This window comes from Sorangiineae bacterium MSr12523, from assembly GCA_037157775.1.
Classification (GTDB): domain Bacteria; phylum Myxococcota_A; class Polyangia; order Polyangiales; family Polyangiaceae; genus Pendulispora; species Pendulispora brunnea.
On the sequence record CP089982.1, the window covers coordinates 4,990,815 to 5,007,417 of the forward strand.

Consider the following 16,603-nt stretch of genomic DNA (forward strand, 5'->3'; position numbering starts at 1 on the left):
GAATCACTCGGCGGCCGTGTCCGATCCAAATGGGTCCGTGTCTTCGAGTGCGAGTTTGACGAGGTCGCTCGCGCTCATGGCGCCTATGGCATCGATGGAGGGCGCGGCATTCGCGGCATCCGTCGAAGGCGTGGGATTCGTAGTGCTCTCCTCGTCGGCGAGGCGCATGAGTGCATCGAGCAATCCCGCTTCACGCAAGCGCTCGATCGGAATGGTCGATATCTTGTCACGGATATCATATTTCCGTGAATGGGATTCGCTATTCGTGATTCGCGCATTCACCAAATTCGACAATGCCTTGGGGGTGGGATGGTCGAAAACGAGCGTCGATGGAAACGAGACGCCCGCCGCGGCCGAAAGCCGATTTCGGATGTCGACGGCCATGAGCGAGTCGAGTCCGATTTCCTGCAGCGGGCGATGGGCTTCGATCGTGCTCGGGCTGGTCACGCCGAGTACGGCCGCAATCTCGGTGCGCACGAGATCGAGGACCGCGCGCTCGCGGGCCTCGGGCGAGAGGCCGGCAAGCCGTTGCGCGATGGACGCCGGCGCCGAGGCCTTGGGAGCCACACGGACGAGGCCGCGGAACAATGGATTCAACGATGGCGATGACCGCGAGACTTCGCGGCCCAGCGTGGCGAGATCGAAGCGCGCCACGACGACGGAGCTTTCCGCGCCGGCAAGGGCCGCATCGAAGAGCGAAAGCGCTTCCTCCGTGGACAGCGGACGCAGGCCGCCGCGGGCCATCCGCTGCAGGTCGCTCGCGGTGAGGTGCGACGTCATGCCGGTCTTTTCGGCCCAGATGCTCCAATCCAGGGACAGCCCGGCGAGCCCGCGCGCCCGGCGATGGTGCGCCAGCGCATCGAGAAAGGTGTTCGCCGCGGCGTAGCTGGCCTGACCGGCACCGCCCAGGATCCCGGCCAGCGAGGAGAAGAGCACGAAGGCCCTCACGTCGCAGTTCTGCGTGAGCTCGTGCAGGTGCACGGCGGCATCCACCTTGGCGCGCAATACCGCGCGCAGCCGCTCCGGTGTGAGCGATCCCAGGATGCCATCGTCGACGATGCCGGCGGCGTGGATCACGGCGGTGAGCGGGCGCTCGGGTGGAATCGATGCGAGAAGCTTTTCCAGCGCCGCGCGATCGGCCGCATCGCACGCAGCCATCGTGACGTGCGCCCCCGCCGCCGCGAGGTTGCGCTCCAGCTCCGCGGCGCCTGGGGCCTCGCGCCCGCGCCGCGATACGAGCAGCAGGTGCCGTACGCCATGGGCGCGCACCAAGTGTGCGGCGAGAAGGCCGCCCAAGGTGCCGGTCCCGCCGGTGATCAGCACCGTGCCCTCCGGATCGAGTTCCCGAGGTGCCTGCGACTCCTGGGCCGATCGGGCGAGCCTCGGCACGAAAGGCCGTCCATGGCGAAGGGCAAGCTGCGGCTCGGGATGCCCTGTGGCCGCGTGCAACGTGGAGGGAAGGGCCGCGCGGGAAGCCTCGGTGCCATCCGTTTCCGCGATGACGATGGGCGCATCGGGATGTTCGAGCTGCGCCGAGCGCACGAGCCCCCAAAGGGGAGCGTGCACGAGATCGGCGCCGACGAGGACGATCAGCCGCGAGGACGCGAGGCGTGGGTCGGCAAGCCAGGCTTGCAACAGCGCCAGCGCGCGAACGGCGGCATCGTGCGCGTCCGCAATGACGTTTGCGCTGTCGTGAGGGAGGAACGGCGCGACGACCGTGTCCAGCGCGGAGCCATCGCGTGCGAGGCTCTCCAGATCGGCGTAACGCGGCAGCGGCAAGCCCGCCGTTTCCGGTCCGAGCAGCGCCCATCGCCCCGCAGGAGCCCGCGCATCCAGGTGCAGCGGCGTCCACGCGACGCTCCAGAGCCCATCGCGATGCGCCCTGCGGATCTGCTCGGGGGCCATCGCGCGGCTGGTGAGGCCCTCGACCCGGGCCACCTGATCGCCCGAGCCATCGGCGATGCTCAGCGAAACGGTGCTCTCGTTGCGCCGCTCGAAGTGCACGCGCAGGCTCGTCGCCGAGGTCTCCCGCAACGCGACGTTCTGCCACGAGAAGGGCAATGCGAGGCGGGCGTCCTCGTTCGCGGCCAACGCATGCAGCGCGGCATCGAGCAGGGCGGGATGCAGTGCAAACCGCTCGGGCGAGACGCCTTCGGGCAGGTCGGCCTCGGCAAAGAGCTCGTCGCCACGTTCCCAGACCGCGCGCAGCCCCTGGAACTCGGGCCCGTAGGCGAGCCCCGCGTTCGCCAGGCGCTCGTAGAAGCCCTCGAGGCCGAGCGGCGTCGCGTCCGCGGGTGGCCACGCCGTGGTATCGCGCGGACTCGCCTGCGGCACCGCGGCGCCGAGCGAACCGCGAGCATGACGCGTCCACGCATCATCGCCGGCCTCCTCGGGACGCGCGAACAGCGCCAGCGCCCGCCGACCATGTTCGTCCGGCGCCCCCACCGACACCTGCAGCAACACGGTCCCCGAAAGCGTGAGCGGCGCTTCCAACGTGAGCTCCTCGACGGATGCGAGCCCCAGACGATGGGCAGCCGCCAGCGCAAGCTCGAGAAAGGCCGTGCCGGGCAGCACGACGGCGCCGAAGACGCGATGGCCGGCAAGCCAGGGATGCTCGCCGAGCGACCACCGGCCCATGAAGAGGACCGCATCGCTTCCGGCCAGCGCCACCGGCTCGTCGAGCACCGGATGGAACGAAGCCCGCGTCGCACGGCGCGCCCCCTCGAGCCAAAAGCGCTGGCGCTGGAAAGGGTAGGTGGGAAGCTGGACGCGGCGGGGATGGTGGGGCTGAAAGAAGGCGGCCCAATCGAGATGCACGCCCGCGGTGTGCAATCCTGCCGCGGCGGAGAGAAAGGTCTCGAGATCGTCGCGCCCCTTGCGCAGGGTGGGCAGAACGACACAGTCGTCGTCGGGCAGGGCGTTGATGGCGAGGGCCGAGAGCACGGCGTGAGGTCCGAGCTCGAGAAAAACGCGCGCGCCCTCGGCGTGAAGGGTGTGCACGCCATCGAGAAAGCGCACGGTCGCGCGGACGTGCTCGACCCAGTACTCGGCACAGCGCAACTCGTCGCCCTGGGCCAGCTTTCCGGTGACGTTGGAGACGATGGGAATGCGCGGGGGGTGATAGGTGAGCGAGCGCGCGACGCGGGCGAAGTCCTCGAGCATGCCGAGCATGCGGTGGGAGTGAAAGGCGTGGCTGACGCGAAGGCGCGAAACCTTGCGCCCGAGCGCAACGAAGTGCTGCTCGACGAGGCGGACGGCATCGTCGTCGCCGCTGACGACGGAGGAAGAAGGCGCATTGAGCGCGGCAATGGAGACGCGAGGTTGCAGGGACTCGAGCACGGGCACGAGCTCGAGCTCGGAGGCCTGGACGGAGAGCATGGCGCCGCCCTCGGGGAGCGCATGCATGAAGGAAGCGCGAGCCCGCACGAGGGAACAGGCGTCCTCGAGGGAGAGAATGCCGGAGATGTGCGCGGCGACGATCTCGCCGATGGAGTGGCCGAGGAGCAGATGGGGACGCAGGCCCCAGGATTCGAGGAGGCGAAAGAGGGCGATCTCGAGTGCGAAGAGGGCCGGCTGTGTGAACCGCGTTTGGTCGAGATCCGCGCCTGCGAAGAGGTCGAAGCCGAGAAGGGCCCCTGCGGCATCGAGCACCTGGCGAAAAACAGGGAACGCATCGTAAAGAGCGCGTCCCATGCCAGGGCGCTGGCTGCCCTGCCCGGTGAAGAGCAAGGCGAGCTTGCCCGGCGTGCTCCGTTGCGGGCGAGGCGAGCGCGCCAATGCCTCCATCAACTCGTCCCGATCGCGCACCACGAGGGCCGCGCGTTGCTCGAAGTGCGTGCGGCTCGTGGCCAGCGAGTAGGCCACGTCCGCGATCGCCAACGCGGGATTGGCGGCAAGGTGCTCGCGCAGCCGCTGAATTTGCTCGCGCAGCGCAGGCTCCGTCTTGGCCGAGAGAAGCACCGGCCATGGCCCTGCCGTTACGACCCCCTCCGCCTCGGGGCCAAGGCTAGGGTGGGGAGGCGCCTCCTCCAAAATGACGTGCGCGTTGGTCCCCGAGAACCCAAAGGCGGAGACGCCTGCGCGCCGCGGTGCCCCATCGGGACGGCGCGGCCATGGCATGCACGTGTCGACGATGCGAAGGGGAAGCGCACTCCAATCCACGTGTGGATTGCGCGGCGTCGAGTGAATCGTCGCCGGCAGCGCCTCCCGCGCCATGGCGAGTACGATCTTGGCGACGCTCGCAAGACCGGCGGCCGCCTCCAGGTGGCCGATGTTCGTCTTGACGGCGCCCACGAGCAGCGGCCGATCGGCGCTTCGCCCTTCGCCGTAGACGGAGCCCAGCGCTTGGATCTCGATGGGATCGCCCAGCGACGTTCCCGTACCGTGGCACTCCACGGCATCGACGAGGCTTGCCTCGAGGCGGGCATCGCGCAACGCGGCGCGCAGGACCTTCCGCTGCGAGGAGCCATTCGGCACCGTGATGCCGCTCGAAGCCCCGTCGTGGTTCACGGCACTTCCTCGAACGACGGCGAGAACCGTGCGCGCGTGCGCCCGTGCATCGCGCAGCCTTTCGAGCACCAGAACGACGACCCCCTCGCCGCGCCCGTAGCCATCGGCATGCGCAGAAAACGTCTTCGAACGACCATCGGGTGCCAACGCCCGCGTGCGCGAAAGCAGCACGAACGGATCGGGCGACGTCATGACGTTGGCCCCCGCCGCCAACGCGAGATCGCACTCCCCACAGCGGAGCGACTGGCAGGCAAGGTGCAAGGCGACGAGCGACGAAGAGCACGCCGTGTCGATCGAGAGCGCGGGTCCCTGAAGCCCCAAGGTGAACGCGAGCCGCCCCGCGGCGAACGCGCCATGGGTTCCCTGCAGCGCGTACGCTTCGCTCTCCGTTCGGAGCGTCGTGTAATCGCTCGGCCCCACGCCGACGAAGACGCCCGTTTGCGAATCTTCGAGCGATCCGGGCACGATGCCCGCCTCTTCGAAGGCCTTCCAGCTCGTCTCGAGCAAAAGGCGGTGCTGCGGGTCGACGTGCTTGGCCTCGCGCGGGCTGATGCCGAAGAACGCCGCGTCGAAAAGATCGACGCGATCCATCAACGCCGCTTCGCGTACGTAGCTCTTGCTCGCGGCCTCGGGATCCGGATCGTAGACGGCTTCGGCGTTCCAGCGATCGTGGGAAATGGGCGCGACGGCATCGCGTCCTTCCTCGAGAAAGCGCCAGAAACGGTCCGCATCGTCGATGCGGGCGGGAAGGCGAAGCGCCATGCCCACGATGGCGATGGGGTCGTTCTCGGCCGGCGTCTCGGCGACCGCGGGTGCATCGGGCTCGTCGGGCGCGTGGCCCATTGCCTCGTCCAAAAATGCCGCGACGTGACGCGGTGAAGGATGATCGAACGCGAGGGTCGACGGCACGTCGATGCCGCTTGCTCGGCGAATGCGGCTTCGAAGCTCGACGGCCATGAGCGAATCGAGCCCCGAGTCGAAGAATCCTCGATGCGGATCGATGCTCGACGGATCGGCATGGCCCAGCACCGCCGCGGTCTCGCCGAGAACGAGCGCGAGCAGATGGCGCAGGCGCTCCTCCGTTGGCAGGGGGCGAAGCTTCGCCGCGAGCGCACCTTCGTCCATCCGTGACGGAGCCGGCTCGGGTCGAAGCGCGCGCTGAGCATCGGCGATCGAGTCGAGAAGGGGCCGCGCCCGCGCGGCGGCGAAGGCAGGCGCAAAACGAGACCAATCGACGTCGGCCACGGTGAGCGTGGCATTCGCTTCCTCGACGACGCGAAAGAGCGTTGCCACGGCGCGCGCCGGCGCCATGGGCATGATCCCACGGCTTTGCAGCAGTGCATCGGCATCCTCGGTGAGCATGCCCCCGCCAGCCCATGCCCCCCACGCCACCGACGTTGCGGCAAGGCCGAGCTGCCGTCGCTGCTCGGCCAGCGCATCGAGAAAGGCATTGGCAGCACCGTAGGCACCTTGACGTCCGCTGCCCCAGGTTGCCGCAATCGACGAAAACGAGACGAATGCGTCGAGCGGCCGATTCGCGAGCAGCTCGTGCAAGTGCTGCGCGCCCCCGGCCTTGCCCGAGAGAACGTGCGCGAGCTCGGAGAGCGTCGTCGCCTCCAGCGCCGTTTGCTGCGTGACGCCTGCGGCATGCACGACGGCCCGCACCGGCGTTCCCTGCGCATCGAGATCGCGAAGGAGCGCCCCGATGCCCGCGCGATCGGCGGTATCGCAGGCCGCGAAGGTCACGCGTGCGCCCGCCGCCGACAGCTCGGCCCGAAGCGCATCGGCCCCCGGCGCATCGGCCCCGCGGCGGCTGGTCAACACGAGGTGCTCGGCACCGTGCCGAGCGAGCCACCTTGCAACGTGGGCACCGAGGGCGCCCGTTCCACCGGTCACGAGAACCGTTCCACGTGGCTCGAACGCCGGACCTCCCGGGGCTGCCACCCGCACGAGGCGGCGGACGAACCACCCCGCCGGCCGGAGCGCGAGCTGATCCTCCCCGCGCGCATCGAGGGCCGCGAGGGAAGGCGCATCGGCCAAATCATGCAAATCGACGAGCCCACCCCAGCGCTCCGGATGCTCCAGGCCCACGACGCGCCCCATGCCCCAGGTCATCGCCTGGAGCGGGTGCGTCAGCCGGTCCGAGCCCCCCACCGAGACGGCACCTTGCGTGACGAGCCACAGCGGTGCCTCGATGCCGGCATCGCCGAGCGCTTGCACCAGCGCAAGGGTCAACCCAAGGCCGATCGGAACGCTCGGGTGCTCGGGCAGCGGCCGCTCATCGAGCGCCGCAAAGGAGAGAACGGCGCGCACGCGTTCGCCTTCGCCCAACGCTTCACGCACCTGCGCGGAGAGCTGCGCGCGATCGGCGACGGCCGCACGCACCACGGCCACGCGCCCTCCGCGCGCCTCGAGGGCACGGATCAGGGCAAGGGTCCAAGGCTCCTCGGCATACCGCTCCGGCACGATGAGCAACCATGTGCCTTCCGGCATTGGCTTACGGGCCGAGCCGGCCAGCGGTTTCCAAACGACGCGGTAGCACCACGAGTCGGTGGGCGTCTCACCGGCCTCGAGCCAAAAGCGCTGGCGCTGGAAAGGGTAGGTGGGAAGCTGGACACGGCGGGGATGGTGGGGCTGAAAGAAGGCGGCCCAATCGAGATGCACGCCCGCGGTGTGCAATCCTGCCGCGGCGGAGAGAAAGGTCTCGAGGTCGTCGCGCCCCTTGCGCAGGGAGGGGAGAACGACACAGTCGTCGTCGGGCAGGGCATTGACGGCGAGGGCCGAGAGCACGGCGTGAGGTCCGAGCTCGAGAAAAACGCGCGCGCCCTCGGCATGAAGGGTGTGCACGCCATCGAGAAAGCGCACCGTCGCGCGGACGTGCTCGACCCAGTACTCGGCACAGCGCAACTCGTTGCCGAGTGCCAGCTTTCCGGTGACGTTGGAGACGATGGGAATGCGCGGCGGGTGATAGGTGAGCGAGCGCGTGACGCGGGCGAAGTCCTCGAGCATGCCGAGCATGCGGTGAGAGTGAAAGGCGTGGCTGACGCGAAGCCGGGAAACCTTGCGCCCGAGCGCAACGAAGTGCTGCTCGACGAGTCGGACGGCATCGTCGTCGCCGCTGACGACGGAGGAAGAAGGCGCATTGAGCGCGGCAATGGAGACGCGAGGTTGCAGGGACTCGAGCACGGGCACGAGCTCGAGTTCGGAGGCCTGGACGGAGAGCATGGCGCCGCCCTCGGGGAGCGCATGCATGAAGGAAGCGCGAGCCCGCACGAGGGAGCAGGCGTCCTCGAGGGAGAGAATGCCGGAGATATGCGCGGCGACGATCTCGCCGATGGAGTGGCCGAGGAGCAGATCGGGACGCAGGCCCCAGGATTCGAGGAGGCGAAAGAGGGCGACCTCGAGTGCGAAGAGGGCCGGTTGTGTGAAACGTGTTTGGTCGAGATCGGAGCCTGCGAAGAGGTCGAAGCCGAGAAGGGCCCCTGCGGCATCGAGCGCCTGGCGAAAAACAGGGAACGCATCGTAAAGAGCGCGTCCCATGCCGGGCCGCTGGCTGCCCTGTCCTGTGAAGAGCAAGGCGAGCTTGCCCGGCGTGCTCCGCTGCGGGCGAGGCGAGCGCGCCAACGCCTCCATCAACGCGTCCCGATCGCGCACCACGAGCGCGACGCGCTCCGACAAATGGGCGCGAGCCGTCGCGAGCGAATGGGCCACGTCCGCGATCTCCAACGCGGGATTGGCGGCAAGGTGCTCGCGCAGCCGCAGAACTTGCTCGCGCAGCGCAGGCTCCGTCTTGGCCGAGAGAAGCACCGGCCACGGTCCTGCCGTTACGGCTTCCGGGGGAGGCTCGGGGTGGGGGAGCGCCTCCTCCAGAATGACATGCGCATTCGTGCCCGAGATCCCGAAGGACGAAACCCCCGCGCGCCGTTTGCGCTCCCCCGCGGGCCAAGGCACGTCCTCGTTCAGCAGGCGGACCGTGCCCGCCGACCAATCGACATGCGCCGAGGGATGGGCGGCATGCAACGTCTTCGGCAAGCGGCCATGCTGCAGTGCGAGCACCATCTTGATGACGCCGGCGACGCCTGCCGCCGCCTGCGTGTGCCCGATGTTCGACTTGAGGCTTCCGAGCCAGAGCGGCTTGCCCCGAGGTCGGCCGTACGTGGCCACGATGGCCTGGGCCTCGACGGGATCGCCCAACGTCGTGCCGGTGCCATGCGCCTCGACGGCGTCCACGTCCTCGGGTGCGAGCCGCGCATTTTCGAGCGCCTGCAGAATGACGCGTTCCTGCGCCAGCTGGTTGGGAGCGGTCATTCCCTGGCTCTTGCCGTCCTGATTGATCGCGCTACCCCGCAGGATGGCGAGGACGGGGTGCCCATGGCGCTTCGCATCGGCGAGCCGCTCGAGAAGCACCAGGCCCACGCCCTCGCTCCACCCGACGCCGTCGGCCTCGCTGGAGAACGCTTTGCAACGACCATCGGGCGCATTGCCCCGTTGCCGGCTGAACGCGATGAAGCAATCGGGCGTGGCCATCACGCCGACCCCGCCCGCGAGTGCGAGCGAGCAATCTCCCTGGCGCAACGCTTGGCAGGCGAGATGAATCGCCACCAGCGACGAACTGCACGCCGTGTCGATGCTGACGGCCGGCCCTTCGAGCCCAAACGTGTACGCCACCCGGCCGGAGGCGAGGCTCACGAGGTTGTCGATGGCCACGTAGGCCTCGAGATCGTCGGGTACTTGCCTCAGACGCGCGCCGTAATGCTTGTCGAGGACTCCGACGAAGACACCGGTTGCCGTGCCGCGCAGCGCCGTGGGATCGATGCCCGCCCGCTCCAAGGTTTCCCACGTGGTCTCGAGCAAGAGCCGGTGCTGCGGATCGATGGCCAGCGCCTCGCGCGGGCTGATGCCGAAGAACTCGGGATCGAACTCGTCGGCGTCGTAGAGAAAACCGCCCTCGCGTGCGTACGTCTTGCCGGCGGCCTCCGGGTTGGGATCGTAAAGTCCATCGAGATCCCAACCCCGGTTCTCCGGGAAGCCCGCAATGGCATCGCGACCTTCGCACACGAGCTGCCAGAGGTCCTCCGGCGAGCGCACGCCACCGGGGAACCGGCAGCCCATGGCCACGATGGCAATCGGATCGTGCCACTTCTCCTCGGCGCTGCGCAGGCGCTGGTGCGCGTCACGAAGGTCGCCCACGGCCTGTTTGAGGTATGCGCGGAGTTTCTCTTCCGTGTCGCTCATGGATGAACCTCCCCGAAACCTCGATCCAGAGATGCAAAAAGCTCTTCGTCGCTCGCCGAATCGAGATCGAGCGCCGGCGCAGCATTCCCCGAGTTCGCGACGGGTTCCGCGGCCCGCGCAAGCAACGTCTTCAAACGCCGCACGACCTGCGCGCGGGCAGCCTCGTCGCCGTCCAGTGCCGCCAAAGACGCCTCCAACTTGTCCAACTCGGCGAGGATCGGCCCATGCGCCGCCGTTTGGGGGGCCGCGCGCTGATTGTGCGCGAGCAGCTTTTCCGTCAGGGCGGCCGCCAACGCGTGCGGCGTTGGATGCGCGAACAGCAACGTGACCTGCAATGACAACCCGGTTGCAGACGAAATCCGGTTGCGAAGCTCGACCGCCATGAGCGAATCGAGCCCGAGCTCCTGCAGCGGCCGATGCGCCTCGAGCGTGTTCGCGGAGGGCAGGCCGAGGACACTGGCAATCTGGGCTCGGACGACGTCGAGCACGGCCCGCTCGCGCCCCTCCGCGGGCAGCGCGAGAAGCTGTTGCGCGAGCGCCTCTCGTGCCACCGCGGGGCGGACTTCCGCGCGATCGAGCGCGGCGAGATCGAGGCGCGCCGCCACCAGCGCGGGTTCAGGCCGGGCGAGTGCGGCATCGAAGAGGGCGAGGCCTTCGTCGGCGGAGAGGGGGCGCAGCCCGCTGCGAGCCATGCGCTGCAGATCGCGCGGATCGAGGTGTGCGGTCATGCCGCTGCGGTCGGCCCAGAAGCCCCAGTCGATGGAGAGGGCGGGCAGACCTTGGGCGATGCGATGGTGGGCGAGCGCATCGAGGAAGGCGTTGGCCGCGGCATAGTTGGCCTGCCCAGGCCCGCCGAGCACACCGGAGAGCGAAGAAAAGAGGATGAAGGCGGAAAGATCGAGTGAGCGGGTGAGCTCGTGCAGGTGCACGGCGGCATCGAGCTTGGCGCGCAGAACGGAGTGAAGGCGCTCGGGGGTCAGGGAGGTGAGCAGCCCATCGTCGAGGGTGCCGGCGGTATGGATGACGGCTCGAAGGGGGTGCTCGGCCGTCGCCGCGGAGGAAAAGAGGTGCTCGAGGGAGGCGCGCTCGGAGGCATCGCAGGCGACGATGGATACGTGGGCGCCGAGCTCCTCGAGCTCGCGGCGCAGGGCCTCGGCACCATCGGCTTCGAGCCCGCGCCGGGAGGCGAGGAGCAGATGGCGGACGCCGTGAACGCGCACGAGATGCCGCGCGAGAAGCGCGCCCAAGGTCCCGGTGCCGCCGGTGATGAGCACCGTGCCCTCGAAGCGCGTTGGCATGGCCGACGTGCTCTCGACCCGGGCGAGCCGGGGGACGAAGGCGACGCCCTTTCGAAGGACCAACTGGGGAAGGCCGAGCGCGACGGCGGAGGGGAATGCGCGGCGGGAAGCCTCGGAGTCGTCGGTATCGAGAAGGAGGATTCTGCGGTCGGGATTCTCGGACTGCGCGGAGCGGACAAGTCCCCAGAGGGGCGCGTGAACGAGATCGGCGAGGCCGCGATCGAGATGGGTGGCGACGGCGCCGCGTGTGGAGATGACGAGGGGCGAGGCCGAGTCGCCTGCGAGCCAGGATTGCAGAAGCGCGAGCGCCCGGGCGGTGGCCTCGTGGGCGGCGGAAACGACGTGCCCCGAGCCATCGTGGACGAAGGGCACCACGTCGGGCAACGGCCCCGAGGAGGCGGCGGGCAGCTCCACCGGCACCCAATCGATGGCGGCGAGCAGCGGGGGCGCGGACTCGTCACCGAGCCAAAATCGCCGACGCTGGAAGGCGTAGGTTGGAAGCTCGACGCGCCGGAGCGCATGCGGTGCGAAGAAGGCTCGCCAATCGATACGGCGCCCGGCCGTGTGCAATTCGGCGAACGAGAGCAGAAAGCGCGCGAGCTCGCCTTCGTCGCGACGGAGCGAGCCGAGCACGGCGCATCCCTCCTCGCGCTCCTCGAGCGACTCGTGCAGCGCCACGGTGAGCACGGGATGCGGACTCACCTCCACGAAGAAGCGGTGCCCCTCGGGTGCGAGGTGCCGTTGAACGACCTCGGCGAACCGCACCGTTTGGCGGAGATTTCGGAACCAATACGCAGCATCGAGCTCGGACCCCGAAAGCCGGCTCGCCGTCACGGTGGAGTAGAGCGGGATCTCGGCGGGCCGTGGCGCGATCCCGGCCAGCTCGGAGGCGAGAACGCCCTCGATGGCATCGACGTGCGCGCAGTGGGACGCATAGTCCACGCGCACCCTGCGCGCGAACACCCGCGCCGCCGCGAGGCGCTCGAGCAATGCCTCCACCGCATCGGGATCGCCCGAAACCAGCGTGGAACTCGGGCTGTTGATCGCCGCCACCGCCAGCCGGTCGCCGAACGGCGCGAGAAAGTCTTGCAGCGACGTGGCGCCGAGCTGCACGGCCGCCATGGCGCCCTTGCCCGCGAGATGCGTGAGCGCGCGGCTCCGCAACGTGACCACCTTGGCCGCGTCCTCGAGGGATAGCGCGCCCGCGACGTACGCCGCGGCAATCTCGCCCTGGCTATGTCCGACGACCGCGTCGGGGACGACACCCGAGGCCCGCCAGAGCGCGGCCAGGGAGACCATGACCGCAAAGAGCGCCGGCTGCACCACATCGACGCGTTCGAGCGAGGGAGCGCCCTCCCGATCGTGCAGCACATCGAGCAGTGACCAATCGACGTGGGACGCGAACGCGCGCTCGCAGGCCGCGATCTGCTCGCGAAATACGGCGGAGCCCTCGAGCAGCCCGAGCGCCATCCCGCGCCATTGCGAGCCTTGCCCTGGAAAGACGAACACGACCTTGCCATCACCCGAGCTTCGGTGCACGACGGCACGCGGGGAGGGCTCACCGCGCGCCAGCGTCGCCAGCTCCTGCAGCAGCGCCGTGCGTTCGCCGGCCACGAGCGCCGCGCGATGCTCGAAATGCGAGCGCGCCGTGGCGAGGGAATACGCGACATCCGCGAGCGCGAGCTCGGGCCGAGCTTCGAGGTGCGCGTGCAACCGCGCCGCCTGCGCGCGCAGCGCCGCCTCGGTTTTCGCCGAGAGGAGTACGGGCAGGGGCATCGACGCCGACAGGGGCGGGGCCGCGGGCGCGGGGGCTTCCTCGACGATGACGTGGGCGTTCGTGCCCGAAAGCCCGAACGACGACACGCCCGCGCGGCGCGGAGTGTTCCAGTCCGGCCACGGCGTCGCCTCACGTGCCACGGCCAGACCGACGTCGTCCCAGGCAATGTGGGGGCTCAATCGCTCCGCGTGGAGATGGGCGGGAACGCGCCCGTGCTGCAGGGACAGCACGGCCTTCAGGAGCCCGGCCACGCCCGCGGCATATTCGAGGTGCCCGATGTTCGTCTTCACCGATCCCAAAAGCGCCGGCGCACCGCGGTCGCGCGCCCGGCCGTACACGGCATCCAACGCCTCCACCTCGATGGGATCCCCGAGCGGTGTGCCCGTGCCGTGGGCTTCGACGTACCCGACGGACGATGCCGCGCACCGGGCATCTTCGAGCGCCCGTGCCAGCAGTGCTTGCTGGGCGCTGCCGTTCGGCGCCGTCAAGCTGCTGCTCGCACCGTCGTGGTTGATGGCCGACCCTCGCACCAGCGCGAGCACCCGATCGCCGTCCGCCTGCGCCTCACGGAGCCGCTTGAGAACGACGACGCCGCACCCTTCGCCGCGTCCATAGCCGTCCGCATCGGCCGAGAAGGTCTTGCAGCGTCCGTCCTCTGCCAGCGCATTGCTGCTCTCCAGCCAGGTGAACGTGCCCGGCGACAGCAGCAGCGACACGCCGCCCGCGAGCGCCATGCGTGACTCGCCCGAGCGCAGACTCTGGCAAGCGAGATGAAGCGCCACGAGCGACGACGAACAGGCGGTGTCCACCGCCAAACAGGGACCCTGCAGCCCGAGCAGGTACGACACCCGGCCCACACCGATGCTGGGCGCCGTTCCCAATCCCGCATGGGCATCGGCGCGCATCGACGGCGTGGCTTGTGGCTGGGCCGCCGTGTACTCGGATGGTCCAATTCCAACGAAGAGCCCCGTCTGCGTTCCGGCGAGGCTTGCCGGAACGATGGCGGCGTTCTCGAGGGCCTCCCAGCACACCTCCAGCAGGAGGCGATGCACGGGGTCGATCCGCATCGCCTCACGGGGCGAGATGCCGAAAAAATCCGCGTCGAAGTCGGCGACCTCGTCGAGCAGCGAGGCCCGCCCCGCGAGCTCGAGACGGTTTACCGGCAAATCCCGCTCGGTGCTGCGGCCCTCCTCGAGGAGGCTCCAAAGGCCGGCCAGATCGGTGACGCCGCCCGGCAGCCGGCAACCCGCACCGATGATCGCAATGGGGTCGTCCTCGGTGGTCTCGCGCGCAACCGTCGGAGCTGGACGCGTGTCCTCCTGCAGCCCGAGCGACTCGAGAACGAACCGCGCGAGCCCGTCGAGGTTGGGCCGCGAAAAGGCGACCATCTCCGACACGCGCTGGTCGAGACGCTCGGAGAGCCGCCGGGCCAAGGCGACCAATTGCACCGAACGCAGCCCCAGTTCCATCAGTCCCGTGCGTTCGGCGCGCGTCTCGTCTACGGCGCCCCCGAGCAAGGACTCGACTTCTTCGCGGACCAAGCGGCGCGCCACCTGCAAGCGGTCGCCGGGGCTCGCCGCCGAGAGGCGACGCAGCCAGGGAGAATCCACGGCCGCCCCGTCCGGCGCCGGCTGCGTGCGCTGCACGGTTCGAGGTGCGGTGCCAACGGAAAATCCGTCCCAATTGACGTCAACACCTTGTGCATACAAGGTTCCCAGGCCGGACAGCAGACGCGACCATGGCTCGTCCTCTTTTCCATTCAGGGACGGAAGGCAAACCGCTCCGCGCTCGCCCAGGCGTTGCGCGACCAGGTTGGTCAGGGTCGCGCCGGGACCGATCTCCACGTAGGCCGAGACGCCACGCCGGTCGAGGGCCTCGACGGCGGCCATGAACCGGACCGGCTCCAGCATGTGACGCACCCAATATTCGGGCGGCAGCATCGAGAGCTCTTTCCCGCCATCGACCGTGCTGACGAAGGCCATTCGCGGGGGCGCATGCGCCGTCGCGTCGCACGTGCGGAGAAGCGGATCGGCGGCCGCAGCCATCAGCGGCGAGTGAAAGGCGTGTGCCGTGCGAAGCGGCGTCGTTTTCACGCCGTCGGCCGCGAGCTCGCGCGCAAGGCTCTCCAGCGCACAGCTCTCCCCGGAAAGAACGAGGCTCTCCGGCGCGTTGAACGCCGAAATCACGATCTTTCCGGCATGGCGCTGCAGATAGGGCCCGATCCGCTCGGCGCTGGCTTGGACGGCGCACATCGCCCCCGAGCCCGCATGCTCCTGCATGATCCGCCCGCGGCCGACGACCATGCGAAGTGCATCCTCGAGCGAGAAAACGCCGGCCACGCACGCGGCCGCGTACTCTCCCAGACTGTGGCCGACGACGACGTTCGGCTGCACGCCCCACGAACGCCACAGATGGGCGAGCGCATACTGCAGGGCAAAAAGCGCCACTTTGTCGACGGTGTCCTCGGCAAGACGCGTCGAATCCCGGAACAAAACGTCGACGAGGGAGATCCCGAGCCACCCATCGGCGTGCCGCGCGCAGGCTTCGATGCCCGCGCGGAAGGTGGGGCAGGTCTCGAAAAGCTCGCGACCGGAGCCGCCCAGCTCGGACCCTTGGCCGCTGAACAGAAACGCCACCGCGGGCGGGCTTTTGACCACGCCGCGCGCGCCGAGCGGCGGGACGCGGTCCCGCGCGATGCTATCGAGGCCCTGCGCCAGGCCGCCCGCATCGCGAAATGCGACGGCCGCGCGATGCGAGCTCGAGCCGGTCACCACCGCGCGAACATCGCCGAGAGGCGCCCGTTCGCGCTCGAGATCCCGCCTCAATTGCGCGGCACCGGCGCGAAGATCCTCGTCGGATCCAGCGGCCAGCGCACAGAGGAACGCCGGACGCGGGGCCTGTTGCGTGCGCGCCTCCTGCGCCGCATCGAACCATGCGGGCATGGCTAGAATGGCACGATCCGGGTGCCGATACCGCACGTGAAAGCTGTGCCGCGTATACGGAATGCCGCGATCACCCGCGAGTTCGGAGAGGGCTCCACGCCATTCGGCGTCGAATCGGTCCCGCGCCGAGGCCGGAATGGACGAGTAGAAGGTCTCCGACCGCACCTGCCACGCCCAATGGCGCTCGAGCGTATCGTGGTGCGTAGCCGTCTCCTCCGTGACGGAAAGACCTCTCGGATCGAGAAAGGAAAACAGATCGAGCACGAGGTCCCGATCGAACGAAGCCATCATGGACGCGGCCCGGACGCGCGCCTCCAAATCGACGTATTTGCGCAGGATTTCTCCTGTTATTTGCGCAAACTCGCGCCCCGTGTTCATGCCCACGAACCACAGGTCGATGTCCGCATCCTTCTTCAACACGCGGCGAAGCTCGACGGCGGCGCGCCGGGGATCGCTCACCCAATGAAAGGCCCAAATGCTGTAGAGGTAGTCGACGGAAGCATCGGGCAGGGGAAGCTCCTCGAATCGTCCATCGTAGATCTCCACATGGCTTTCGCCCCGGCGCTTTCCCATGCGCTCTTTTGCGAGCTGTCGCATCTGCTCGGCGGGCTCGATTCCCACGAACCGCGTCGATTCCGGGGCGCGGCCGCGAAGATGCTCGAGTGCCAGCCCCGTTCCGCACCCCACGTCGACGACGAGCCGATGCTTCGGGGAAATGACGATGTTTTCGTAGGCCTCGCGGGCCAGCTCGCCCCAAAATGAGGTTTCGTTCGATTCATCGTCGTAGCGGTCCGCAATCGCCGAATAGCTTGCAGCAGTGGTGCGTAAATTCATCGATGTAG

The 16,603-nt window shown here is 68.9% G+C and carries 2 protein-coding genes; both read right to left on the reverse strand.

All coding sequences use genetic code 11. The features are described from left to right. Positions 1-3: 3 nt before the first annotated feature. The gene (locus tag LZC95_19200; GenBank protein ID WXA98936.1) at positions 4-9,744 is read right to left on the reverse strand and encodes a type I polyketide synthase; all 9,741 of its coding nucleotides are present in this window, start codon (positions 9,742-9,744) and stop codon (positions 4-6) included. Next, complete coding sequence (locus tag LZC95_19205) at positions 9,741-16,595, reverse strand: SDR family NAD(P)-dependent oxidoreductase (GenBank protein WXA98937.1); 6,855 nt, start codon at positions 16,593-16,595, stop codon at positions 9,741-9,743. The genes LZC95_19200 and LZC95_19205 overlap by 4 nt, the downstream gene beginning before the upstream one ends. Positions 16,596-16,603 lie beyond the last annotated feature (8 nt).